Source organism: Latilactobacillus parafuchuensis, from assembly GCF_055271665.1.
The window spans coordinates 245,427-271,655 of sequence record NZ_CM143875.1; the positions used below are offsets into that span (position 1 = coordinate 245,427).

Consider the following 26,229-nt stretch of genomic DNA (forward strand, 5'->3'; position numbering starts at 1 on the left):
TTATACGCGACTAACCACTAGACGACGACTGATTTTCGCTAATATAAGCGTCAACCCAATAAATCCCAAACTAAAGGCTAACAGGATTAGACTATTTTGTAAATTAGACGTTAATTGCCGGCGCTGCAACTCAATACCCATTTGTATTTTGAACTGCTGTAAAACCTCTCTCGGTATCTTTTGAAAACTCGTCTCTAATTGTGTCTGCATCAAAAGCTTTCGATACAAGGCCGCATTATACGGTGCCGGCGTTAATTTCATTAACTTTTGGGCAACGGTTGGTACCGACCCAATTGGTAAATAAACACCTGCAAAAAAGCCTGCAGAAGTTCCCAAAATAGTCCCGACTTTCCCTAATGAATCTACATTAGTAATGAAGGATAGCACGAGTAAATTAAAAGACGTCCAAACTAAACTACTCAGTAGCACAATACCAAACAGTGGTACCACTAAATCCAAGGAAAACCGAACTTGATCCATTAATCCAAAATAGCCAACCATAGCAACTAACATGATCAGTTGCATGACGATACCAATTATCATGGTGCTAATCAGGTAGCTTAACTGAATTCCAGTAAATGATACGTCGGTCATTGTTAAATCTGCCAAGGCGCCAGTTTCACGATCACGAATCATTTGCCCCAAGCCATTAGCCGTCGTTGTAACTGCCGTAACCGTCAAGGTCCCCCCTATCAACCAAAGATCTAATAATAGTTTCGTATCAGGTACTTGTGCCCAACTCGATAGCATATTTTGTCGTAAAAAGAGAAGATAGAGCCCAAAAGAAATTAAAGCCCCCATTAATGAAAAGAAAACACCACTTAAATTATTAAAATATAAGCGTAGGTTTCGTTGAATTAAGGTCATCATTTTAGCGAATCTCCTTTCCAGTTAGTGTCATGAAAATATCATCCAAGTTACCTTGGCGACATTCAAAATGGTTCGTTAATCCTTGTATTTGGTTTAAAAATGGTAAGACTGCCGTTTCATCTGGCACACCGATTTCAATTGACTTTGCAAATTGTCTAACCGCCCAATTTGTTGGCACCTGTGCTAGAATCTGATCTGGCTGATCTGTCGCCACAGTTATTTTATAAGGCGCATACTGCTGTTTCAAGTGTGGCAACGTATCACTAGCAATAATTTGACCATGATCAATCACGTATACAAAGTCTGCCGTTTCTGCTTCTTCTAAATAATGCGTTGTTAGAATAATCGTTAGTCCACTCGCCTTCCTCAATCGGTTTAGAATTCGCCAAATAACAGTACGTGTTTGGAGATCTAACCCCGTTGAGGGCTCATCTAAAAATAAAATAGCTGGTTGCTGTAGTAATGCTCGTGCAATATCAACTCGCCGTCTTTGTCCACCTGACAACGTATTATATTTCTGTTGTAGTATTGGTAATAACCCTAAGTCCGCCAATAAGGGGTTTTTAATTGTTAATTGGCACCCCCGATACATCTCCGCACGACTTTTTAAATTCTGCCAAACTGTCAAATGACCATCTAACACACTACTTTGAAATACGACACCAATATTATGTTGGTAATCGCGCTGATTGGGATGACGATTAGCTAGGCTAATTTGCCCAGTTGTTGCATCAATTATTCCTGTCAACATATTAATTGTTGTTGATTTTCCAGCACCATTAGGCCCTAAAAAAGCAATCAATTGCCCTGCTTCAACCTTTAAATCGATATGATTAACCGCAATTTTTTGCTTATAAACTTTGGTCAACGCCGTTACTTCTAACAATGCCATTAATAAGCCTCCTCACTGAATAGCCATTAGTCTATCGTAAGTCAGTTTATTTTGTCTCAATAACGAGGTTAAGTGGTTTGAAAAAGGCAATAAGCGGTCCAAATGACCTCGTTAAAATTCCGGTCGTCTTCATAAATTATAATAATATTCTGCTCCCCTGAACATTATTAGGATAATAATGCCAAGTAAAAAGGCGTTTCCTTTTGGAAACACCTTTTTCTTGACCATTATTTAATATAAGCCGTCTTATAACTCCACTGCGCACCGGCTGTGTTGTGCACGATGCCTTTGACGTTCGTTTTCTTTAGGTAAGCTGTGTCATTTTGATACAACGGCGTAATGCCTTGAGTTTTACTCAGGACTTGACTGGCCGTGACTAAATCGGCCCAACGTTGACTCGGGTTATTGGCATCCGTGGTCATCGCTTTAGCCATCGCTGCTGAATACTCAGCATTTTCAAAACCACCCGTATTGCTAGCACTGCCAGGTAACATCACTTCTAAAAACGAGGTTGGATCTTTAAAATCAGCCCCCCAACCCGCTAATAACAGATCATAATCACCTTTCTTATCACGACTACTAGCGACTTGGCTTGGAACAGTCTTTAACGTTAATTTGAAACCCGGTAATGCTTTTTCGAGTTGGCCTTTCAAATACTGACCCACGTAAGAACCGTTGGCATCATCAGAATTGAGCGTCAACGTCAATGAAACCTTCTTAGTGTCCAAGGTTTTTAACGCCCTTTGCCAATATTCAGTCGCCTGTTTAGGTTCATAATCGACGGTGTCCGCAACGGCCTGTGATTTGGCGAAATCAACTTTCTTAACCGGTGAACTGGCTAATCCAGTTGGGACAAACCCGGTAATCGGATTCGTTTTTGAACCGAACAACCGATTATTTAACGTCTTGCGATTAATTGCTAAGGAAATGGCTAACCGGACATCTTGATTGTTCAGAACTTGCTTCGTTTTGGCATCGGTACTCTTAAAATTATATTTCAAATAGTTCGTCAACGCATACGGATACCGATGGAAGCCGGCATCGTCTCGATAATTATCAATTTGTTGGTTGTCGAGTTGCGTTAAATCTAATTTACCTTCTTGGTAGAGATACAATGCGGTACTTGTATTTTCTAGGACGGTATAGTTAATTTTTTGTAATTTAACCTTTTTGTGATCCCAATATTCCGAATTTTTCTTGAATTGCCACTTATCATTAGTCCCCGTCCAATTGACTAATTTAAACGGACCGGAATAAACCATGTATTTTGCTTTAGTCGCATATTTTTTACCATATTTTTCAACGACTTTTTGATCCTGCGGTGCGAATAACGGATAGGCCATCAACGTTTTCATGTAAGCAACTGGTGTCGTCAAGCTAACTTGTAACGTTTGTTTATCTAGCGCCTTAACCCCTAACTTAGTTGGGGCCATTTTACCGTCAGCAATCGCTGGGGCATTAACAATACTGCTAAAGAGGTTGGTATACGGTGATTTAGTCTCCGGCGTTACCGTCCGTTGCCACGAATAAACAAAATCCTGCGCATGAATCGGATCACCATTACTAAACTTAGCCGTCCTTAATTTAAACGTCCACGTTTTACCATCAGCCGAAACCTGACTACTTTTCGCTAACCCTGGTTCAATTTTACCTTTGTTCCCCAACCGGTACAGACTTTCATAGATATTTCCCGTTTGACCGTACCCCGTCGAGGTTGAGATATCAATCGTATCGAGTGGTGCGGTTGCCCCCAAATTCAAAACCTGTTTGGCTTGAACCGTCGAGATATGTAAAAATACCACTGCGGCTAAAATCACTAAACCACTTAACCCCAATTTTAACCGCGCATTATGCTTAACCATCTAATCACTCCTTATAATTTGTAAGTGAATTATATAAAAAATATTATAAAAAGTAAACTAAAACGCTCAACATAATAAATTAGACCATGGATGTGAGCAATTAGAGCATAGCGTGCTTCTCAAGTAGCTTTTTCCGGTTAACTACAAAATCAGCGTTATGATTCAAGCACAAATCATAACGCTGATTTCTAGGTTAATCCTCAAAGCCTGACCAACTTGAGTGAGCACTTCGATCATAACGTGCTTCTCAGCCAGGCACTCAGATTATAACGAGCTAACCCAAGCTGACCTTTCCGCTTAACTACAAAATTGTCCATATGATTAAAATTCAAATCATATGGACAATTCTTAGGTTATGCTCAAGGTCAAACCGCTTGTGTGAGCACTCCGACTATAACGTGCTTCTACTCACAGATTCTTGTGCTTAGCTACGTCTGGTAAACGAAGTCTAAAAACCAGACTTCATTCACCAGACTAGGCTAATGCTCAGAACCTACCGTGAGTATCAGCACTTACTTAATTTAACCAGCCATGATGGCGGGCAATTTGGATCGCTTCAATCCGGTTCGTCGCGTCTAATTTGCTGAGAATCGTCGACACGTAATTGCGGACGGTGCCGTCACTCAGAAATAGTTTTTGGGCAACCGCTTTGGAACTGAGCCCGGCTGCAATTGCCGTTAAGACTGTCAATTCGCGTTCGGATAACGGATTTTGAACTTGTTGCGTTAACCCCACCACCAATTCGGGCGCGTAAATGGTTTGGCCAATCATCACGTTATGAATCGCTTGAATGAGCGCATCACTCGGCCCATCTTTTAACAGATAAGCCGCGACTTCCGCGCCAATCGCCCGTTTAAAATACGCTGGTTGGGCAAACGTCGTTAAGATGATGACCTTCAGTGGTAATTGAGCTGCCTGAATTTTTTCCGCAACGTCTAATCCCGTTAACTGTGGCATCTCAATGTCGAGTAAGACGACATCGGGTTGGTAAGCTTGAATTTCCGTCCAAGCCGTTTGACCGTCCGTTGCTGTTCCACAAACTGTCAGATCATCTTCCAAATCCAGAATCCCCGCTAAGGCGGTATTCAATAATTGTTGGTCTTCTGCTAAATAAACCTTAATCATGCTTGTACTCCTTCTGCCGGAATTTCAATGGTCAAACAGGTCCCACTCCGATTGCTCGTTATCATCAGTTCCCCGTTTAAAGTCGCTAACCGTTCCCGCATCCCCGGAATCCCGTTACTTTTAACCTGATCGCTATCCCGCAATCCACGGCCATTGTCACTGATTTTCATCTGAAAGCGGGTCGCCAGCTGTTCAAATTGGATATCACATTCAGTGGCCCGACTGTAGCGAATCATATTGGTGACTGCTTCGTGAATACATTGAGCGAGCACTTGTTGACTAGCTTGGGGTAACTGTTCCGATAGCGCTTCGTTCTTCGTAAACAATAACATGCTAGCGACGCGTAAGTTTTGTTCTTGTTGAATCAGTTCTTCAGCAATTGTGACTTGGCGTAAATCTGTCACAATATCGCGGACCATCTGTAAATTCTGACGAGAAGCCTGTTCAATTTCCAACAGCTGTTCGGGTACTTTCTCCGGTGCCTTGGCCAACAACCGCCGGGCGTATTCAGCCTTTAAGGTAATCATTGAAAAGGATTGGCCTAAATTATCATGTAAATCACGAGCAATTCGTTGCCGTTCATTTTGTTGAATCATCGTAGTTAGTCGTTCATTTGTCTGCATTAATTGGCGATTCTTACGGTTAAAATCTTGAATTGAACGGGCCGCAAAAGGCGATAATGCGCAGAATAGTCCGTAGACAGTAATCCCGACCCATTCGACCTGCCCCATCTGTTGACCGTAATAGAAATAAAAATAAATGGTTGGAATTAAAATCGACCCCATGTAAGCCCCGTAAAACCAGCGAAATTGCCGGCGGTGCATCGGAATTGATCCGAAAACCCACGCCACGTAGATGTTCAAATATAACGCCTGAATCATCATCGCTAAAACCATACTGGTGATGATTTGGACCCAAATCCAACCAAATCGCCACTTAGTTGAGGCGTAACTGTTGCGATAGGCTACCACAAAAATCAGGATGATTAGCATCATCATTTGTTGTTTTAGTGTTCGATACGGATAGGCGTAGCTGATTGGAAAGAATAAAAACAGTAACCAGACATACGGAAAATAACCGAATCGCTCTGGTAGTGCGATATATTTTTTAAAAAAATTCATCAAGCCCGGACTCCTCGTTTATGGTAACTTAAGTATACTACAAGCCCCCCTAAAACGAGCGTCCAAATCAAGGTGACGCCATAACTACCCCATGCAACGCTCTGACCGGTGCCCAAGGCTTGGCCAATTTGATTGATTGGATAGACCGGCAAGTGTTTGCCAACCCATTGCACATTCTTCGGTAACATCGAAATCGGCCACCACAGCCCACTCAGAATCGCTAACGGAAAGCTGATTAGATTAGCCGCCAATTGAATTAAGTTGCTATCGTTCAAAAACGAAATACTGAGGCCAATTAAACACAATGGCGCACTCGCCAACCACAGCCAACTAGCAGTCTCTAACCAAACCGTCCAATCAAGGACGATCTGATTGCTAAAGGCGGCCGTTATAAAAATCACCAGCACCGATAAGCCATTAATCAGCATGATATTGATTAATTTAGCGCCATAATAGTAACCGCGACTGGCGGGCGACAGGTCAATCAAATCGAGCACACCCTCTTTTTGATCGTCCGCTAATAGCGTTGATAACGTAAAGACGTTACTAAGAATTAAACTATAAGTGGTCATGCTCAACATATATTGCACCGCAAAACTAGCCGGCATTTCGCCAGTCATCATCACTTTGGTGAAGAGTAGATAGAAACCAATCGGCATCAATAATGAAAAGATAAAAAAGCGTGGATTTCTTAAATAAGCGCGTTTAAAATCGAGTTTACTTTGAACCATTAATAATTGCATCAGTATCTGCCCCCATGATTTCATTATAGATATCGGTCAACGAACCAGCTTGAACCTGCACTTGATGAATCGTTTGGCCAATCTGTGGACTCAACCGTGCCAAAACGACATCACTATTTGTCACTTGTAAACTAATTCGGTGTGCGTGTTCTTGATAGGCCAGCACTTCTGGCCAGTCTTGCAAATTGGCCATCGATTGATCGGCTTTGAATTGTATCTGACTACTGCGGTATTGTTGTTGCAACGTTTGAAAATCACCGTCGTATTGGAATTGACCGTCCTTCAAAATTAAAATTCGGGTGGCCACTTTTTCAATTTCCTCTAAATAATGGGAGGTTAAAATAATCGTCTTGCCGGCTTGTTTCAATTGATCGATTTGTTGCCAGAAATGTTGGCGACTCGTCACGTCCATCCCGACCGTCGGTTCATCGAGAAAAATTAAATCTGGATCACCGGCCATCGCTAAGGCAAACGTCATCCGCCGCAACTGACCGCCCGATAGTTGGTTAACCATTTGATTGGCCTGTTCGGTTAAATCCGCCATCTTCAATAAAGTGGCTACTGGTAATGGTTGTTGATAATACTGACCGACCATCGTTAATTCTTCACTGACTTTTAACCGTGCAATCCGACTATCGTCTTGCAACATCGCCCCAATCCGATTAAAATGGCGTTTTTCACTGGGGGCTGCTTGCAAAACTTCAATCTGACCACTTGTCGGTTGCAGCCGTCCTAATATTAAATTAATCAGCGTCGTTTTACCCGCACCATTGGCCCCAACCAATCCGATAATTTCACCGGGTTGCACTTTTAGTGACACCTTTTTTAAAACCACTTTAGATCCAAATTGCATTGTTATCTGTTGCATCTCAATCATTATGATCACCTCGTTTGAATAAGTTTAGTATACGAGGAATCTCGGTTCGTTGGCAGTCGTTTTTGTCATGATTTGCGGGTGACAAATGTCATCTTTGTGGCCAATCGTGTCATTAATAACAAATATACAGGTGATTTGTCCCATTTTTTAACCTATCCTATTAAAGATTATGTTTTTCATTGAAACCGATTACAATAAGTGTCATAATAACCTTGTGAAATAAATATCTAAAATTAGGAAGGTTACGAATATGAAAATTAAAGCAGCAGTTGTTGAAACCCAAGGTGCCCCATTTGTGATTAAAGATAATATTGAATTAGCACCACTCCATCCCGACGATGTCCAAGTCCACATGGTCGCTAGTGGGATTTGCCATTCTGACGAAGCCCTCCGTAAAGGCGACGCCATCATTGGTTATCCAATCGTCTTAGGCCACGAAGGTTCTGGGATTATTGAAAAAGTCGGTTCCAACGTTCAAAATTTAAAAGTCGGCGATCACGTCGTCCTCTCATTCTACGCTTGCGGGATTTGCGACAATTGTTTGAAAGGGATTCCTACCCAATGTTTGAACTACGCTGATAATAATTTATCCGGCGTTCGTCCCGATGGCAGTGCCCACTTTACTGAAGAAGGTCATCAAGTCGCTGATATGTTCGACCAATCTTCTTTCACAACCACGACGGTTGTCCGTGAACGCAACGCCGTTAAAGTCGACGATGATTTAGACTTACGCCAACTCGGACCTTTAGGTTGCGGTTACGTGACTGGTAGTGGGACCGTCCTCAATACCTTGAAACCAAAACCTGGTGACACGATTGCCGTCTTCGGAACTGGTGCAGTTGGTTTAGCAGCGATGATGGCTGGTAAAATTTCCGGCTGTACCAAAGTCATCGCCGTCGATATCATTGATGATCGCTTAACCTTAGCCAAGGAATTAGGCGCAACTGACGTCATTAACAGTCGCAATACCGATGCTGTTGAAGCGATTCGGGCCTTAACGAACGGCCGGGGCGTTAACTTCTGTGTGGATACGACTGGGATTACGAGTGTCATGGAAGCCTCAATTCAAGCGCTTTGCCAAGGTGGGACTTCTGCAACCATCGCAGTCACGCCTAACCACATTGATTTAGACACTTGGAACGACTTATGTGTCAACGATAAAAAAGTCGTCGGCGTGAACATGGGCGATTCAATTCCACAAATCGACGTGCCTCGTCTAATCGAATTCTACCGTCAAGGTCAATTCGCTTTCGATAAGACTGAAAAATTCTACGCCTTTGAAGACATTAACCAAGCCAATCAAGATTCAAGAGATGGTAAAACGATTAAACCCGTTCTAATCATCGATCCAGACTACACGGTTTAAGCTTTAACGTAAAAACCATCAACCCTTTGAAAGGATTGATGGTTTTTTTGATGGAGACGTGTTCCTCAGCCAACTTCTTCCGTTTAGCTACGAGTAGTAAATCATGACTAAAACCGGTCATAATTTACTACTCTAGGCTATACTCAGAAGCTAACCGGCTGAGTCACACTCTTTTTTTGAAACTTGCTTTTGCGTGACAACACCCTCCGCTTAATCTAAATAACCCATTAATCTTAAAATCTAGATTATTGAGTTATCCTTATTAATGCTCAGGTGCTGACCGTCACGCAACGCACTCTGTTCACGGAACTAGGCTAATGCTCAGAAGCTACCCGTGAGAACTCGCACTCTGCATTAATACCATTTCGGTTTGTCGCCTTCTGTATTGGGTTTGTTGACGCCTAGCGAATCGCGGTTGGCTTCCGTTGGGTTTTGAATCAGGTGGGTCACTAAGGCGGCGATACTCTTGCGTGACACTTCCGTCCCCTTAAATTGATCGTGACGATGCGTGATTTCGTAATCAATTTCATCATGGTTGTCTAACCAAGCTGGGCGAATAATTGTATAGTCTAAATCGGATTCTTCGATGACTTTAGCCGCGGCAGCGTAGGTTGGTAAATAACCGTTATCCAACATTTGATGGTTCCATTGCCATAACGGCCCGGCACTTCGTCATAAATACCGAGTGTCGAGATCCAAATCAACCGTTTAACGCCAGCTGATTGCATCGCGGTCACCACACTCTGGGCCTGTTGTTCAATATTGCTGCCGGCTAAATTGGCGTAGACGACATCAACACCCGCCATAGCGGCTACCAAGGCAGTTTGATTGGTCGTGTTGCCTTCAATGATTTGTTCGCGCTGGGCATCGCGAATTGAAAGGCGGTTGGCCTTGCGTAAAAATAGCGTCAATTGGCTATCGGTCTGCGTCAATAATTGTTCGCGTGCGAGTTGCGCAATCTGGCCGTGTGCCCCTAAAATTAATACAGTTGTCATGATTAAGTCCCCTTTGATTAATGAATAACTAAAGTGTAAGCGTCTTACTTTTAATAAGCAAACAAAGACACTCGTTGTCCATAAAACATTTTTTGACCCATAATTCTTAGCAGATTTTCAATAGTTTGTTCATATTTAATTCATAACTTGTTGTTATTCTTTAGACATCAGATAAATTCCCCCAAGAAATCATCTGAGCGATTAAGTCGAGTCCTTCCCTAGAGAACTTGACTAGTACCACCAATGAGTTATCGTCCAACAGGTAGGACAGACCTCCCTCATTTGAAATTCCTCCCAAGAAAATTCAATGCTGGTCGATGCGGGTTCAACCCCCGCTAACTCGATTTGCTGCTACCCCCAGCAAGCACCTACTCTTTTTTCACACACACACTCGACCCGCTGAAAAGCGGGCCTTTTTTGTGCAAATTAAAAAAGCACCTCAATAAAAGATGCTTTTCCAATTAGTTCAATTTAGAAACGTTTAACAATAAAGCCTAACAATCCAAACATCGAGACCGTTAACCCAATACCAACCAACTTGTCATTAGAAGTCAGACCAGTTTGTGGCAACTTAGCTGTTTTAGTAGGTACTTGCTTATCAGATGTCAATTTAGCGTCCGACGTTGCCGTCTTCACAATCTGATTGTTGTTAGGGGTTACTGTCGTCACTTGTTTAGCAATTTTCTGATAAACAAACTGAATTGTTTGCTGATCATTCCGATATTGACCATTGATTACTTTTTGTCCAGTCACTTGATAACCATTAATTTGTTTTGCCGTTACTGCGTACGCCGATCCTACTTCACCAGAAGTGATTGTCGATTCAATAATTGCTTGTCCATTTTGATCAACATATTGCGTCGTCAATGACCCTTGATCCACTGTTTTCCGATAAACCAATGTTAAAATATTGTAATAATTCTGATAGATACCATTTAATTCGTTTTGTTCATCTAATAAAGTGTACCCTGCTATTTGGTCTGGAACAACACTATATTTTTCATTCAGCTGACCCACTTGAACACGATTAGCCTTTAATTGATAACCAGATTCATCTACAAATTGAATCACAACATTGCGTTGACTATCAGCCGTTTTCTTTTGATAGACAAATGTAAATTCTTGAAGTTGTTGTTTCATTGATCCTGCAGGGATATTACCACTATAATGACTGTACATATAGCCCTCGATATCGATTGGCTGCATTGTAAAAGGATAACCAATACGATCTGAATAGGTCTTAGCTGGCGCAATCACTTGTCCGCTCTCATCAACATAATGGACAACCACTTGCCCCGTCTTTTCATTTATCACACTAGATTCTTTCGATGTTTGTTGACTTTCTAAGTCCACCTTTTGGGAGATGCTTGCCGTTGATGTGCTAGCTTGTGCATCCGCTGCCAAAACCGTTTGCGTATTAATCCCGATTAATAGCGTACCAACCACCATCGTCAACAATCCTAACCCATTTTTACTCATCAAAAAAACCTCCCAAATATAATGTAATCGTTTCAACAAATACATTGTAATATGTTTGTAACATAAATGCAATGTAATTGTAAAATAAAAAAGACTAACTTTATTTTAGCTAGTCTTTTCCCTTTTATATTTATAATAGTTGGCCAATTCTCGTTTTAAATTCATTTAAGAAGCGTGGCGTATCGACTTGCACACACACTTGCGTCCGCGTCGTCGAATCTTCCAAGCGAAGATTATCACCAATCGTTCGACCACGAGAAGGTCCGGTTGTCTCAGTCGTTAAGTTTAAGGGGAAAGTCGTGACGAGACTGGGGTCAATGGCCACGGCGACCGCTAATGGATCGTGGAGCGCGCAACCGTGGAGGTGGGGAGACGTGACTTCATAAGCCTTGATGTAATAATCGACCATATCCGCATATTTAATCGCGGCTTCAGTCCCAATCGCCCGCCATTCAGCCGTATCGGCTTTCGTGAATAACGTCCGTAAAGTGACATCCAGGCCGACCATCGTCACGGGAAGCCCACTCTTGAATAACAAATCAGCAGCTTCTGGATCTTGATTAATATTGGCTTCGGCAAATGGTGACACGTTGCCGGCCACCGTTAATGCGCCACCCATAATCACGATTTGACCGACTTTTTGTAACGTTGGTAAATCTTTTTGAATCGCTAAGGCCAAGTTGGTCATTGGGCCGGTCGCGACAATCGTTAAATCAGAACCGTATTGTTGACAAGCTGTTAATAAGAAATCAACGGCTGATTCGGTTTCACCGGTGGGAACTGCTTGTTGGAGATGAATATCGCCAACCCCATCTTGGCCGTGAATCTCGGCGCTAATCGGTAAAACTGAAAAATCAGTTTGATTCAATGCGTGGCCGGCACCTTGGTAAACTGGGACTGCTGGATGCTGTAATAAATTCAATATTTGTTGACTATTGACCACACTTCGTTCAGTTAACACGTTACCGTATTCGGAAGTGATGCCGATTAATTCAATTTCGGGTGAACCGAGTGCATACGCAATGGCGAGCGCATCGTCAATCCCCGTATCTAAATCTAAAATCATCTTATGTTGCATTCCAAAAGCCTCCCTTAGTTCAAACGATTAGTCGTACTCATTCAGTTTACCGCATAAAAACCCTTTCGTAAATTTTAACCAGAGCGTTAATCATTAATTTTTACTGATATTGATTAAGAAGTCCTTTATTTAATTTACGAATAACCGCTAAATGGTTATTTTCTGGTATATTAAAACTTGCTTATCAATTCAATTAAGGAGTTCCTCAATGACCATTAAACAACACCATTACGTCCTATTAGTCCCAATTATCGCTTGCCTATTACTGACCGGCTGCTTCAAAAAAACAGCCACCCCCACTAAGCGCACCTGGGAAACCCCGACGGAAGAAACACAACGTCAAGACCGTTTTATTCAAAAAATTGGGACGACTGCCAAAACCGTTTATCAAACCCAACAACAAGTTTTACCTAGTATCGTGATTGCGCAAGCGATTATTGAATCGGATTGGGGCCGTAGTGATTTAGCAGTGAAAGCCCACAATCTATTCGGGGTCAAAGGCGATTACCAAGGTCAAAAAATTCTAATGACGACTGACGAATTTGAAAATCAAAAACGCGTGACGATTAAAGACTATTTTAAAATTTACCCTAATCTACAAATTGCCATCGAAGATCATAGTCAATTTCTCAGCGCTGGCACTTACGCCACTCTCAAACAGCAAACGGATTACGCGACCCAGGCGCAAACCCTCCAACAAGCGGGCTACGCAACCGATCCGGACTACGCCGCCAAATTAATTCAAACCATCAAAATTTATAAATTGGCGAAGTACGATTCGTAACGATTGTGCTATGATGGAATTATTAATTTTCTTGAAGGAGTTCCCATGATTAAACCCATTATGCACGACCCAACTTTTCTGGCACAACCAGCGAAACTAGCCACTATCAACGACTCACAAGTCATCACCGACCTGCTCGATACATTAGCCGCTAATACTGAACGCTGTGTCGGAATGGCGGCCAATATGATTGGTGTCAATCAGCGCATTATCGTGTGCCAAATGGGTCCGATTGCGCTACCTTTGGTCAATCCAACGATTATCAAAAAAAGTACCCCCTACAAAACTGAGGAAGGCTGTCTATCTTTAACCGGTCAACGCGCAACCACCCGCTACGAAACCATTACTGTTCGTTATCAAGACCGTCAGTTTAAAGTCCAAGAACAAACTTTTACCGAGTGGATTGCCCAAATTATCCAACACGAAGTTGACCATTGTGAAGGGATTCTGATTTAGATTTAAAAAACGATAGGCAATTGATAACGTGCTTTCGAGTTGCAACAACTTCCGCTTAATCTAAAATAACCGATAATCTTAAGACCAAGATTACCGGTTATTTATAATTAATGCTCAGTTGCTGAACGCAACTCAACGCACTTAGTTTTTTAACGTGCTTTTGAGTTGCAACAACTTCCGCTTAATCTAAAATAACCGATAATCTTAAGAACGAGATTATCGGTTATTTATAATTAATGCTCAGTTGCTAACCGCAACTCAACACACTTAGTTTTTTAACGTGCTTCTCAGCCAACTTTTTTGACGCTCTAATTGACGAAAGCCACCCATTGCTGGGTGGCTTTCTAATTAATTTCGCATATTAAATTGTAACATAATATTCTGGGTATCAAGCTTGCTGATACCACCATTAAACACGTTGGTTTAATGTTCGGGGCAACTTCACTAGAGTTGCATGATTTTAATTTAATTCGATTATGTTTAATTCTTGTGGTTCTAAATATTTTCTCGTTTAAACAGCGTAAGCCGCCTCTTTACACTACTTGTAACTCCAGGGTTACTCCAGTTTGATTAAAGTCTTCAAATAATACTTGATTCTACAGTGATAAGTGCTGATTAACTGTTAACAGTATAACATATTTTAAAGTTTGACGCAAAATCACTAAATATTTTCAGAAAAGAGGCTTTCCATTTGACCAAAATTGACCTTTGCTGTAAAATTTGATTTATAGATTTCAGAGTGCTTAAACTCTGGTTCATATAAGGAGGCAATTCAATGTTAGTACCTACAGTTATTGAACAAACGTCACGTGGCGAACGTTCATACGATATTTATTCACGTCTATTAAAAGACCGGATTATTATGCTATCTGGTGAAGTCAACGATCAAATGGCAAACACCATTATTGCACAATTACTTTTCTTGGATGCCCAAGATTCTGACAAAGACATTTCAATTTACATCAACTCACCCGGTGGTTCTGTCACCGCTGGTTTAGCGATTATGGATACGATGAACTTCATCAAATCTGATGTTCAAACCATCGCAATGGGCATGGCTGCATCAATGGCGAGTGTCTTATTATCAGCTGGGACCAAAGGCAAACGTTTTGCCTTACCTAACTCAACCGTCTTGATTCACCAACCTTTAGGTGGCGCCCAAGGCCAACAAACTGAAATCGAAATTGCTGCGCGCGAAATTTTGAAAACTCGGAAACGTTTAAATCAAATTTTAGCCGACAATTCTGGTCAAACGTTTGAAAAACTACAACAAGATACTGATCGTGATAACTACATGACGGCCCAAGAAGCCAAAGATTATGGTTTGATTGACGATATCATGATTAACCAACCTAAATAACCACTACTAAAAAAGCCAATTCTTCGCGGAATTGGCTTTTTTAGTTCATAATTTTTTAAGACGATCCCCATTTTTGCTATACTTGGTTAGGAATCAAAGGAGGCTTTTAAGATGGATATTAGTGTCATTAAAGCAGACAAAGTCACGATCGACGGCGGCATTGTACTGGGGGCCGAATCAGCGCCGATTACGACCGTCGAATTTCTAAATTTGGCTTGTCCTTATTGTCGTAAATGGTTTTATCGTTCGGATCAACTCTTAACCCAAGCCGTTAAAGCAGGTCGCGTCCGGCGGATTATTAAACCCTTAAACAAGGATAAAGATGATTTACAACTGGGTAATTTAGCCCACACCTATTTACCGTTTGACCAACCGGAAACGGCCGTCAACGCGATTCGTTTCCTATACACACACCAACCCACTTGGCGCCCCGACTTAGCGCCCAATGAACTTGATTTGTATCTTAAACAGAATCTAAAATTGACCCCTCAAAATAATCAAGCGGTCTTAGCTGCGATTGAACACGAAGCACAAACGGCTAATATTCAATTTGTCCCTACGATTATTCTCGGTCAACATATTTTTGATGAATCAATTGATCTGACCGAATTAGAACAATTAATTTCGCAATAAGCACCAAAAAAGGGTCTAACCAGAGTAGTCAACTACTGATCTGGTTAGACCCTTTTTATAGCGACCTATTAGAAACGGCCTTCTTCAACCTGAATCGCATTTAAATGACGTTCGACTTCATTCATACTTTGGCGTAATTCATGATATTTATCGCTTGAAAAATCTAAATAGTTGGTACAACCACCAACGCGTTCGTAGATTTCATCTTTTTGATCTTCAGCTTTTTGCGTTAATGAGACATCAACGCGGCGTTCATCATCAGCTGCTCGGTTACGATTAACCCAACCATCAGCTTCTAGACGTTTCAATAGCGGTGTTAAGGTGCCACTATCAAGTTCTAGATGATGTCCCAACTCTTTAACCGACATCGTGCCATGTTCCCATAACGCTAGCATCGCGATAAATTGTGGGTACGTTAACCTAAACGGTTTTAAAACCTTTCCGTAAAAGTGATTGTACGCCTTTTGCGCACGATAAATTGAAAAGCATAATTGTTCATCTAATAAAACTGGTTCAACCATATTTCTTCCTCCAATTAATAGTGTCCACTGGTAAGCATATCATATAGAATTAAATTGCATAAGTCAAACTGGACCAACAATTAAATTGTACACCTTTATATGACGCCTTGCTGATAATTTTCTGCTAATTGATTTAATTTTCTTAAGCGGTGATTAATGCCAGATTTAGAAATCGCCCCGCTTGGCATCCGTTCGCCAAGTTCTTTGAGCGTAATATCTGGGAATTCCAAACGTAATAACGCAATCTCGCGGAGTTTAACCGGTAGATTATCCAAACCGATAGTGTCTCTTAAATATTCGATATTTTCGATTTGTTTCGTCGCCGCATCGATTGTTTTATTTAAATTGGCCGTTTCACAATTAACCAGGCGATTCACCGAATTCCGCATATCTCGGACAATCCGGATATCTTCAAACTTCAACATTGCATTCGTCGCGCCCACTACCTGTAAGAAATCCGCAATTTTTTCGGCCTCTTTCAGATAAGTAATGTAACCACTCCGACGTTCCGTGGTTTTGGCGTTCAAGCCAAAGCGATTCATCATCTGTGCAATATCTTGATTATGTTCTTCATATAAAGAATAAATTTCCAAATGATAACGACTGGTTTCAGGATTATTGACCGAACCACCAGCCAAAAAAGCTCCCCGTAAATAAGAGCGGACCCGTTGATCCTCGTTAATGACATCCTCCGAAACCTGGGTATGAATCGTAAAGCCATCAGCTTCAACAATGTTTAAATCGTTGAGCACTTTGTTCGTTCCGTATTTTAATCGTACGATATATTGATTATTTTTCTTTAACTTCATCTTACGACGCACTAATAGTTCTGATTCAATCTGATAATTTTGCCGTAACAAACTATAAATTCGACGAGCAATCGCCGGATTTTCAGTCTGAACATTTAAAACAAATTGATGATTCATCAAACTTAACGAACCATTCATCCGAATCAAAGCCGCTAATTCTGCCCGCGCGTGTTCTGGATGAACTTCTAACTGGGTTAATTCCTTCTTGACCTCACTAGCGTAAGAAGCCATCCTTATTCACCTCGTTTAGCTGTATTCACCTGAAAAGCCAAGTTCATAATTTCTTGAACGACTTTTTGACCATTATGAAAAACGCCATGGTTGCGTAATTCCAAAAAATTATCGGAAATGACCCGACAACCCAATTGACGTAATCCTTTAAAATCATGTTCAACCGGCCATAAAATTTCATCATATTTCTGATGATCTAAATAGTTTTCTGGCACGCGGCCGGTATTGACTAACACGGTATCCACAAAATTTTGTTGCAAATGTTCATTTAATATCCGAACATGATCAGCATCCGTAAAACGTTCGGTTTCACCCTTTTGGGTCATGATATTACAAATATAAATAACTTCTGCCTTTGTTTGGGTAACGGCTTGTCCTAAGTTTTCAATCATCAAATTCGGTAAGATACTCGTAAATAGACTCCCCGGACCTAAAACAACCACATCAGCAGCCATGATCGATTCAATAACTTCGGGCATCGCCGTTGGTTGGCCTTCACCGTCATCAGCGGTCTTCGTCACCCAAACGTGTTCAATCTGTTTGCGCGCGGCTGAAATTTCAGATTCGCCCACTAATTGCGTGCCATCTGTAAACCGGGCATTCAACGATAATGCCACATTGGCGGCCGGATAAACGTGCCCATCAACTTCCATCATTTCGGATAACCGTTGTACCGCATCGAATATGCCGGATTCCATTTCAGATAACGCCGCAATAATCAGATTGCCAATCGCATGGCCCGAGAAAAAGGCATCGTGTGATTTAAACCGATATTGAAAAATATCCAAGGTTAATTGTGGTAAATCTGATAAAGCGACTAAAACATTCCGAATATCACCCGGTGGCACGACGTTGATGTAATCCCGAATGACGCCAGACGAACCGCCATCATCAGCGACCGTCACAATCGCAGTCGCATCCGCGTTTTGTTCCCGTAAACTCTTCAAGATAACGGGGAGTCCGGTCCCACCACCAATCACAACCACTTTAGGCTGACGACCTTTAATCACCCGAATAATGCGATTTGCGGCTGTCATGACCGATTCACCGTTTCCTTTCGTTTCTTCATATCCCGATGGGTCACATCAACTGGGTAGTCGACAGCTAAATCATCGGCCAACCGTTGTGCTAACGCGACAGAGCGGTGTTGCCCACCCGTACAACCAATCGCGATGGTCACGCTGGTTTTACCTTCTTCTAAATAGCCGGGCATGATATCTTTCAACATCCCGCTCAGTTGTTGATAAAACTTCTCGGTTGCGGGTTGCGCCATCACATAATCACGCACTGGCGCATCTAAGCCGTTTAATTCTTTAAATTCAGGCACATAATAGGGATTGGGTAAGAACCGGACATCCATCACGATATCGGCATCAATCGGTAACCCATATTTAAAGCCAAACGACATGACTTCAATATGGAATGAGGGATTGTCACTGGTTTTAAAAACGTGAAAAATTTGTTCGCGTAATTGACGTGGTGACATCGCTGACGTATCGACCACCATCTGCGCACGGTTTCGAATTTCAGTCAATAAGGCGCGTTCTTTGCGAATCCCGTCCATCAACCGGCCTTCCATCGCTAACGGATGAGACCGACGCGTTTCTTTATACCGTGAGACCAATTCTTCGTCTGACGCATCTAAGAAGAGAATTTTAGTGGTGACAAACTGGGTATTGTCCAGATTAGCTAACATTTCAATAATTTCATCATAAAAAGCACGCGACCGTAAATCAATGACGAGCGCAATTTTAGTGACCTTACCCGATTCTTTAACCAGTTCCCAAAACTTGGGTAACAAGGTGGGTGGCATATTATCCACACAGAAATAACCTAAATCTTCAAAACTTTGCATGGCAACGGTTTTACCGGCGCCGCTCATTCCTGTAATCACGACTAAGTTCAATGTATCTGTCATCCTACCACTCCTCATTTATCGCTTTGCTCATTGTAACATTCCTGGTGTGTCTTTGAAAGCGAACACACCTTATTTAGCCATGTTAATCAATAAAAAAAGTTAGCCAACAGGTAGACCATTGACTAACTTTTCAATTTAATTTTTCTGTGTTAACCATTGTTTCTTGGTTAGTTTCGTAAAATGTTCTTGTCTGGTATCGTCCAAGATTGGATTATACATTTCATCAACCGTCAGGGCTGGTTGAAAGCCGAGTTTAGCTTGAGCCCGTTCTGATTGGTGATTACCGTCATAGTAACCACACCAAATATTGGCCAAGTTCAAAGCCTCGAAACCATGTTCAATTAAGGCCGCCATCGCTTCTGGGATTAAGCCCTGACCCCAGAATGGCACGCCGATCCAATAACCAATTTCAGCATCATCGGCGCCCATAAAAAGTTGTCCATCGCCGGCGCTAATCAGTTCTAGCCCGACACTGCCAATAGCTTCGGTTGGATTGGCTTTTAACGTAACAGCATAGACCTCTGGTTTCATTAGATATTGTTCAATCAACTGACGGCTATTGGCCACGCTGGTGTGCACCGGCCAACCCGCGATCGGCCCAATCTTAGGATCTTTCGCATATTGATAGATGGCTGACGCATCATCTGGGGTAAACGGTCTTAAAATTAACCGTTTTGTTTCAATGATCATATTTGTTTTTCCTCCGTTTTAATGAGTTGACGTTTTCAATTAAAAATCATTTAAAAAAATCGGTCTATCCCGCAACTTAGGGATAGACCGATTTTAAATTTACATCCGTCGCGCAAAAGCAATGACGATAGCGTTAACCCCTAGAATGGCAAAATAGAAACCAACTAAAGTCGCTAACGTGACCGCTGTCACAACTGGATTCATCAAGAGCAATAAGCCGACGACAATCCCTAAAATATCTAAGATTATTGAAACGACGTATAAAAACAGATTGAACTGTTTTAAATGACCGACGTTTAATAAACCAACAATCGCATCCACTAGGAACCAAGCCGCAAAGACGTAGCTAATGCTAATAATACCGACCGGCACGTTGAAGATGAACAGGAACCCTAGAATAATATCCAAAATGGCATTAATCAACATCAAGGTTGCCCGAATGCCGGTATCTTCACGTAAATGACGATACGCGCTCAACTTGGCAATCCCACGAATAATCGCAGCAAGTGCAATCACCATCACAAAACCAGATAAAGCAACGCCGGGTTTCTTAAATAAGAAATAAGCCACTACTAGAAAAATCACACCAGTCATCAGTTCTGACCAATCAAATTCCCAATCATTCTTTCTAAACATACACTTCACCCCATACAAATTGATACCCTTATCATACTTTTTTTAACGCAAATGCTCAAGTCAGAGTGTTAATTTATTGATCTGCTAATGTTCGTTGCATGTCGCGTTTTAGAATTGGCTTTAAATATTGCCCCGTATAACTATCGGCTACTGCGGCAATTTCTTCCGGTGTCCCAGTCGCGACGATTGTTCCACCTTTGTCGCCACCTTCAGGCCCTAAGTCAATCACATAATCGGCAGTCTTGATCACGTCAAGGTTATGTTCAATCACTAAAATCGTATTGCCTTCATCAACTAACCGTTCCAAAACAACTAATAAGCGTTTGATATCATCAGTATGCAAACCAGTGGTCGGTTCATCCAAGATGTATAAATTTTTACCGGTTGATTGTTTTTGGAGTTCCGCTGCTAACTTCATCCGTTGGGCTTCCCCACCGGAAAGTGTCGTGGCCGATTGACCTAACGTCACGTACCCTAAACCGACATCGACAATGGTTTGTAATTTACGCGCAATCTTCGGAATGTTTTCGAAGAAGGTCGTAGCTTCTTCAACGGTCATCGCTAAAATCTGCGCGATGTTTTTACCTTTGTAAACGACTTCCAACGTTTCAGAATTATAACGACTTCCATGACAAACTTCACAAGGCACGTACACGTCTGGCAAGAAATTCATCTCGATCTTAATAATCCCGTCACCCTTACAAGCTTCACAGCGACCGCCTTTAACGTTAAAACTAAAGCGGCCCTTCTTGTAACCGCGTAACTTTGCTTCATTAGTTTGGGCAAATAAATCTCGCATGTTATCGAAGACACTCGTATAGGTCGCCGGATTACTCCGCGGTGTGCGACCAATTGGACTTTGATCGATATCAACAAGCTTCTCAATGTTTTGATAACCGGTCAGTGTTTTATATTGACCCGGTTTCGCCGAATTGCGATTAATCTTTTGCGCTAAGGCTTTCTTTAAAATTGTATTCACTAACGTTGATTTACCAGAACCGGAAACCCCAGTCACCGCAATAAAATCACCTAACGGAAAATCAACGGTTAAGTCTTTCAGGTTATTTTCAGCCGCACCGGTCACCCGCAATTTCTTACCGTTGCCTTTACGGCGCTTCAACGGCACTGGTACGTATTCCTTACCCGCTAAATACCGACCCGTTAACGACTTCGGATTTTGTTCAACTTCAGTTGGGGTCCCCGCAGCCATCACGTGACCGCCCAATTCACCGGCGCCGGGTCCGATATCAATCAGATAATCAGCCGCGCGCATCGTATCCTCATCATGTTCAACGACGATTAACGTATTCCCTAAATCACGCATCTTCTTTAATGAACCAATTAATCGGTCATTGTCGCGTTGATGTAAACCAATCGACGGTTCATCTAAGATGTAGAGTACACCGGATAAGTTAGAACCGATTTGAGTCGCCAAACGAATCCGTTGAGCTTCCCCACCGGATAACGTCCCAGCCGAACGACTGAGCGTTAAGTAATCCAAACCGACATTCATCAAGAAAGTCAAGCGATCGTGGACCTCCTTCAAAATTGGTTTCGCAATCATACTATCTTTTTCGGATAATGTTAAAGCTTCAAAGAATGGTAACGCCTCTTTAATCGCATTCGCAGACACGGCCGCAATATCTTGTCCTCCAACCTTAACCGATAAGGCCTGGCGATTTAAACGCGCGCCGTGACAGGTTTGACAGGTTAATTCAGTCATGTAGGTCCGCATCTGAGTCCGCGTGAAATCACTGTTAGTTTCGCGATAACGCCGATTAATATTACTGATGACCCCTTCAAATGGTACATCCACATCGCGGACGCCACCAAAATCATTCTCATAATGGAAATGGAATTCTTTGCCTTGCGAGCCGTTTAAAATGAGCTCTTTTTGTTTGGGCGTTAACTTGCTAAATGGCCGATCCATATCGATTTTAAACGAGGTGCACGCCTGTTCCAACATCTGTGGATAATATTGGGAACTAATCGGATTCCACGGTGCAATCGCGCCTTCTCGCAACGTCTTAGTGGTATCTGGAATCACTAAATCAGTATCGACTTCTAGCTTTAGGCCCAACCCGTCACATTCGGGACACGCCCCAAACGGTGCGTTAAATGAGAAGAGTCTTGGTTCTAGTTCGCCTACCGTAAAGCCACAGACTGGACACGCATAATGTTCAGAGAATAACAGTTGTTCGCCATCAATCACATCCGCGGTCGCATAACCTTCAGATAACCGTAAAGCCGCTTCGAACGAATCAAATAAACGAGAACGAATGCCCTCTTTAACGACAATCCGATCCACGACAATATTAATATCATGTTTTTTATTCTTATCTAATTCAATCTCGGTGCTGACGTCCATGACTTCACCGTCAACTTGCACCCGCACATACCCTTCGCGTTGAATCTTTTCAAAAACTTTTTTATGTTGACCTTTTTTAGCGCGAATAATCGGCGACATAATCTGTAACTTCGTCCGTTCAGGCAATGCTAAAACCCGATCAACCATCTGTTCAACCGATTGACTGCTAATTTCAGTGCCATCGTTGGGACAGATTGGATGACCGACCCGCGCCCACAACAAACGCAAATAATCATTGATTTCGGTCACTGTGCCGACCGTTGAACGTGGATTTTTGGAGGTCGTTTTTTGATCAATTGAAATCGCTGGACTCAACCCATCAATCGAATCGACGTCCGGTTTATCCATCTGACCTAAAAATTGACGCGCATACGCTGACAAACTTTCAACGTAGCGCCGTTGTCCTTCCGCGTATAAGGTATCAAACGCCAAGGAACTCTTCCCCGAACCTGATAAACCGGTAATGACAACCAGTTTGTCCCGCGGAATTGTGACATCAATATCTTTTAAATTATGCGCCCGCGCGCCGTGAATAACGATCTTATCGTTTGCCATATTCTACCTCTTTTAATCAATTTCACTCTTTAATTCTAGAATCGTATCCCGCAAAGTAGCGGCTTGTTCAAAGTCGAGTTTCTTAGCGGCCGTTCTCATTTGTTCCGTCAAGCGTTCAACCATTTCCCGTTTTTCAGCCTTCGACATACTATCGAAATCAACCTCATTGGTCATCTTAATATCTTCAGGATGATCGACTGATTGCACAACTGAAATCGCATCACGAACCGGTTTAATGATCGTGGTTGGTGTCACGTCATGTTTCAGATTATAAGCTTCTTGAATTTCACGGCGCCGTTTGGTTTCACTAATCGCTCGTTTCATTGAATCTGTCACTTTATCCGCGTACATAATCACTTCACCATGCGCATTTCGAGACGCCCGCCCAATGGTTTGAATCAAGGAACGATCACTGCGTAAGAAACCTTCTTTATCCGCATCTAGAATCGCGACTAACGACACTTCGGGTACGTCAATCCCTTCACGCAACAAGTTAATCCCGATTAAGACGTCAAACTTGCCTAAACGTAAATCGCGGATAATTTCAGTTCGTTCTAAGGTTTTAATATCACTGTGTAGATAACGGACTTTAACGCCTAACTCTTTCAGATAGTCGGTTAAATCTTCGGCCATCTTCTTGGTTAACGTGGTGATAAAGACCCGTTCATCTTTTTCAACCCGCTGATTAATCTCGCCGACTAAATCGTCAATCTGGCCCATAATTGGCCGGACCTCGATATTCGGATCTAATAAGCCGGTTGGTCGAATAATCTGATCGATTTGCAAATCGGTTTGTTCCGCTTCGTAAGGTCCTGGCGTTGCGGAGACGTACATAATCTGATTGACGTGTTTCTCAAATTCAGGCAAGGTTAGTGGCCGATTATCCAACGCACTTGGTAAACGGAAACCGTAATCAATCAACATCTGTTTCCGTGCGCGATCGCCGTTATACATCCCACGAATCTGCGGCATCGTCACATGCGATTCATCAATCATCATGATGAAATCTTTGGGGAAGAAATCGATCAAAGTATACGGTGGTTCGCCAGCTTGGCGATCTTCCATATGGCGTGAATAATTTTCAATTCCGGAACAATACCCCATCTCTTGCATCATTTCTAAATCATAATTGGTTCGTTGTTCAAGACGTTGGGCTTCCAATAATTTATTTTCAGCATTCAACTCTTTCAAACGATCAGCTAGCTCCGCCTTAATACTCTCAATTGCCCGTTCCATCTTCTCATCATTGGTCATAAAATGCGTCGCCGGGAAAATCGCCACGTGTTGGCGCTCACCTAATACTTCACCGGTCAAAGCATCCACTTCGACAATCCGATCAATCTCATCGCCAAAAAATTCAACCCGCATCGCGTGATCATCGCGTGAAGCCGGGAAAATTTCAACGACATCGCCCCGGACTCGGAAACGGCCCCGTTGGAAATCAATATCATTGCGTTCAAACTGAATATCAACTAATTGGCGCAATAAATCATTGCGTTCAATCGTCATCCCCGGCCGAATCGATAAAACATGATCTTGATATTCTTTAGGATCACCCAAACCAAAGATACATGAAACCGACGCAATCACAATCACATCGTTGCGTTCCAACAATGAACTCGTGGCTGAATGGCGCAATTTATCAATTTCATCATTGATGCTCGAATCCTTTTCGATATAGGTATCACTGGAAGGCACATAGGCTTCCGGTTGATAATAATCATAATAACTCACGAAATATTCGACGGCATTATCGGGGAAGAATTGTTTAAATTCACCGTATAGTTGGCCGGCCAAAGTTTTATTATGCGAGATAATCAGCGTTGGCTTGTTTAAATTCTTAATCACGTTCGACATTGTAAAAGTCTTACCAGTCCCAGTCGCGCCCATCAACACTTGCGCCTTAGCACCCGCTTCAAAATTCTTAGTCAGGGTCTCAATAGCGGCTGGTTGATCCCCGGCCGGCTCATACGGGGCCACTAATTTAAATTGGTTATTCTCTTGTCGATCAATCATCAAAAGCCTCCAGTCCAATTATGCTCGCGACAAAAGAAGTTTGGACAATAAATTGCCCAAACTCTCCTTAAATCGTCTGATGTTCTTTAAGTCATTCACTATTCTAACATACCGAACATATTTTCGCCACACTTACGATTAAGCCTAATTTGATAGGGTTTGGCGGACCAGTTGGGTTAACTTCCCACGGTCGGCAAAATCCTCGCTTAAGAGATCCGGTAGCATTTCCTGAATGAAATAGCGGGCACTTGCCAGCTGTTGATACTGCATAATCGTTTTAAGACTTTCCGCAAAAATTTCGAGAAACGCATTTTCCGGATTACCTTTTTCAATTTCGCCGAATGATTCATATAAAAGATCAATTTTATCAGCAACTGATAGGAGTTGGCCTTCTAAGGTTTCATCTTTACCTTCGCTTAAACGTCGGCGATACCGTTCTTGTAAAAAATCTGGAATTTCATTATTGATAAAGTTATCGGTTAACGAACTTTCAACGTTCGCTAACATTTGTCGCAATTCTTGGGTCGCGTATTTAACCGGTGTTTTAATATCGCCGATGAACCGTTCCGTGTAATCGTGATTCAAAGCTCGTTCGTAAAGCGTCTGCCAATTAACGTCTTGGCCGCTTTCTTCTTCGATATCCCCTAACAATTGCGCAATTTCAGCGACTTTAAAAGAATGCGATGCAACCGAATGTTCTTGGTACTTAAACAACCCTGGTGCCCGTCCGATGGTCTCTAAACTATTTAACCCTTGTAAATACTGATGCATGCCCATTCTGAAATTCCTCCATTCTTACAAAAATAGACCGACTCATTACGCAGTCCGCCTATTCGTTGAATCT

Annotated in this window: 23 protein-coding genes, 1 tRNA gene and 1 pseudogene; 6 read left to right on the forward strand and 19 right to left on the reverse strand. The window is 42.2% G+C overall.

The annotated features are described in order from the left end of the window. The 7 genes from ACVPPQ_RS01430 to ACVPPQ_RS01460 all read right to left on the reverse strand — a co-directional run bounded on the left by ACVPPQ_RS01430 (position 1) and on the right by ACVPPQ_RS01460 (position 7,490). Entirely contained in the window at positions 1 to 870 is an 870-nt protein-coding gene (locus ACVPPQ_RS01430) for an ABC transporter permease (RefSeq protein WP_463495235.1), read from the reverse strand. A 1-nt stretch (position 871) separates the two neighbouring features. Next, the gene (locus tag ACVPPQ_RS01435; protein WP_463495237.1) at positions 872 to 1,762 is read right to left on the reverse strand and encodes an ABC transporter ATP-binding protein; all 891 of its coding nucleotides are present in this window, start codon (positions 1,760 to 1,762) and stop codon (positions 872 to 874) included. A gap of 227 nt (positions 1,763 to 1,989) precedes the next feature. Beyond that, positions 1,990 to 3,624, reverse strand: a complete 1,635-nt coding sequence (locus tag ACVPPQ_RS01440; RefSeq protein WP_463495239.1) for a peptide ABC transporter substrate-binding protein — start codon at positions 3,622 to 3,624, stop codon at positions 1,990 to 1,992. Between the two features lie 516 nt (positions 3,625 to 4,140). Then, positions 4,141 to 4,749 (reverse strand): response regulator, encoded by a 609-nt coding sequence (locus ACVPPQ_RS01445; RefSeq protein ID WP_463495241.1) that lies wholly within the window; start codon positions 4,747 to 4,749, stop codon positions 4,141 to 4,143. Beyond that, entirely contained in the window at positions 4,746 to 5,870 is a 1,125-nt protein-coding gene (locus ACVPPQ_RS01450; protein WP_463495243.1) for a sensor histidine kinase, read from the reverse strand. Before ACVPPQ_RS01450 ends, ACVPPQ_RS01445 begins: the two co-directional genes overlap by 4 nt. Continuing rightward, the gene (locus tag ACVPPQ_RS01455) at positions 5,870 to 6,613 is read right to left on the reverse strand and encodes an ABC transporter permease (RefSeq protein ID WP_463495245.1); all 744 of its coding nucleotides are present in this window, start codon (positions 6,611 to 6,613) and stop codon (positions 5,870 to 5,872) included. Before ACVPPQ_RS01455 ends, ACVPPQ_RS01450 begins: the two co-directional genes overlap by 1 nt. Next, on the reverse strand, positions 6,588 to 7,490 hold the full coding sequence (locus tag ACVPPQ_RS01460) for an ABC transporter ATP-binding protein (RefSeq protein ID WP_463495247.1): 903 nt from the start codon (positions 7,488 to 7,490) through the stop codon (positions 6,588 to 6,590). The genes ACVPPQ_RS01455 and ACVPPQ_RS01460 overlap by 26 nt, the downstream gene beginning before the upstream one ends. A 250-nt stretch (positions 7,491 to 7,740) precedes the next feature. On the opposite strand from ACVPPQ_RS01460, the gene ACVPPQ_RS01465 reads away from it, so the two are divergent. Further along, positions 7,741 to 8,856 (forward strand): NAD(P)-dependent alcohol dehydrogenase, encoded by a 1,116-nt coding sequence (locus tag ACVPPQ_RS01465; RefSeq protein ID WP_463495249.1) that lies wholly within the window; start codon positions 7,741 to 7,743, stop codon positions 8,854 to 8,856. A gap of 354 nt (positions 8,857 to 9,210) precedes the next feature. Here ACVPPQ_RS01465 and ACVPPQ_RS01470 read toward each other — a convergent pair. After that, positions 9,211 to 9,851 (reverse strand): annotated as a pseudogene (locus tag ACVPPQ_RS01470) (SDR family oxidoreductase). 244 nt (positions 9,852 to 10,095) lie between these two features. Between ACVPPQ_RS01470 and ACVPPQ_RS01475 the strand changes: the two are divergent. Further along, positions 10,096 to 10,195, forward strand: a tRNA-OTHER gene (locus tag ACVPPQ_RS01475). Positions 10,196 to 10,322: 127 nt separating this feature from the next. Here ACVPPQ_RS01475 and ACVPPQ_RS01480 read toward each other — a convergent pair. Both ACVPPQ_RS01480 and ACVPPQ_RS01485 read right to left on the reverse strand, forming a co-directional pair. Further along, positions 10,323 to 11,330, reverse strand: a complete 1,008-nt coding sequence (locus ACVPPQ_RS01480) for a MucBP domain-containing protein (RefSeq protein WP_463495251.1) — start codon at positions 11,328 to 11,330, stop codon at positions 10,323 to 10,325. Positions 11,331 to 11,460: 130 nt separating this feature from the next. Beyond that, entirely contained in the window at positions 11,461 to 12,408 is a 948-nt protein-coding gene (locus ACVPPQ_RS01485; RefSeq protein WP_463495253.1) for a nucleoside hydrolase, read from the reverse strand. 208 nt (positions 12,409 to 12,616) lie between these two features. On the opposite strand from ACVPPQ_RS01485, the gene ACVPPQ_RS01490 reads away from it, so the two are divergent. The 4 genes from ACVPPQ_RS01490 (at position 12,617) to ACVPPQ_RS01505 (ending at position 15,641) form a co-directional block, all read left to right on the forward strand. Beyond that, positions 12,617 to 13,192: a glycoside hydrolase family 73 protein gene (locus tag ACVPPQ_RS01490; RefSeq protein ID WP_463495255.1), complete on the forward strand. Its 576-nt coding sequence runs from the start codon at positions 12,617 to 12,619 to the stop codon at positions 13,190 to 13,192. Positions 13,193 to 13,237: 45 nt separating this feature from the next. Beyond that, positions 13,238 to 13,648, forward strand: coding sequence for a peptide deformylase (locus tag ACVPPQ_RS01495; RefSeq protein WP_463495257.1), 411 nt, complete (start codon positions 13,238 to 13,240; stop codon positions 13,646 to 13,648). A 775-nt stretch (positions 13,649 to 14,423) separates the two neighbouring features. After that, complete coding sequence (gene clpP / locus ACVPPQ_RS01500; protein ID WP_463495259.1) at positions 14,424 to 15,008, forward strand: ATP-dependent Clp endopeptidase proteolytic subunit ClpP; 585 nt, start codon at positions 14,424 to 14,426, stop codon at positions 15,006 to 15,008. A gap of 111 nt (positions 15,009 to 15,119) precedes the next feature. Further along, on the forward strand, positions 15,120 to 15,641 hold the full coding sequence (locus ACVPPQ_RS01505) for a DsbA family protein (protein WP_463495261.1): 522 nt from the start codon (positions 15,120 to 15,122) through the stop codon (positions 15,639 to 15,641). Positions 15,642 to 15,709: 68 nt separating this feature from the next. Here the strand turns inward: ACVPPQ_RS01505 and ACVPPQ_RS01510 are convergent, their stop codons facing one another. From ACVPPQ_RS01510 to ACVPPQ_RS01550, 9 genes are all read right to left on the reverse strand, one after another. Beyond that, the gene (locus ACVPPQ_RS01510) at positions 15,710 to 16,162 is read right to left on the reverse strand and encodes a MarR family winged helix-turn-helix transcriptional regulator (RefSeq protein ID WP_254680221.1); all 453 of its coding nucleotides are present in this window, start codon (positions 16,160 to 16,162) and stop codon (positions 15,710 to 15,712) included. Positions 16,163 to 16,257: 95 nt separating this feature from the next. Continuing rightward, entirely contained in the window at positions 16,258 to 17,202 is a 945-nt protein-coding gene (gene whiA / locus ACVPPQ_RS01515) for a DNA-binding protein WhiA (protein WP_025083416.1), read from the reverse strand. Between the two features lie 2 nt (positions 17,203 to 17,204). Further along, a complete protein-coding gene (locus ACVPPQ_RS01520; RefSeq protein WP_025083415.1) occupies positions 17,205 to 18,239 on the reverse strand; it encodes a gluconeogenesis factor YvcK family protein in 1,035 nt (344 codons plus the stop codon). Further along, the gene (rapZ, locus tag ACVPPQ_RS01525) at positions 18,236 to 19,120 is read right to left on the reverse strand and encodes an RNase adapter RapZ (RefSeq protein ID WP_025083414.1); all 885 of its coding nucleotides are present in this window, start codon (positions 19,118 to 19,120) and stop codon (positions 18,236 to 18,238) included. The genes ACVPPQ_RS01520 and rapZ overlap by 4 nt, the downstream gene beginning before the upstream one ends. A 135-nt stretch (positions 19,121 to 19,255) precedes the next feature. Further along, the gene (locus ACVPPQ_RS01530; protein ID WP_463495264.1) at positions 19,256 to 19,810 is read right to left on the reverse strand and encodes a GNAT family N-acetyltransferase; all 555 of its coding nucleotides are present in this window, start codon (positions 19,808 to 19,810) and stop codon (positions 19,256 to 19,258) included. 99 nt (positions 19,811 to 19,909) lie between these two features. After that, positions 19,910 to 20,446, reverse strand: coding sequence for an HdeD family acid-resistance protein (locus ACVPPQ_RS01535; RefSeq protein ID WP_025083412.1), 537 nt, complete (start codon positions 20,444 to 20,446; stop codon positions 19,910 to 19,912). Between the two features lie 73 nt (positions 20,447 to 20,519). Further along, positions 20,520 to 23,369 (reverse strand): excinuclease ABC subunit UvrA, encoded by a 2,850-nt coding sequence (gene uvrA, locus ACVPPQ_RS01540; RefSeq protein WP_463495267.1) that lies wholly within the window; start codon positions 23,367 to 23,369, stop codon positions 20,520 to 20,522. A gap of 12 nt (positions 23,370 to 23,381) precedes the next feature. Next, positions 23,382 to 25,385, reverse strand: a complete 2,004-nt coding sequence (gene uvrB / locus ACVPPQ_RS01545; protein ID WP_463495269.1) for an excinuclease ABC subunit UvrB — start codon at positions 25,383 to 25,385, stop codon at positions 23,382 to 23,384. A gap of 144 nt (positions 25,386 to 25,529) precedes the next feature. Further along, positions 25,530 to 26,162 (reverse strand): YfbR-like 5'-deoxynucleotidase, encoded by a 633-nt coding sequence (locus ACVPPQ_RS01550; protein ID WP_463495271.1) that lies wholly within the window; start codon positions 26,160 to 26,162, stop codon positions 25,530 to 25,532. Positions 26,163 to 26,229: the final 67 nt, after the last annotated feature.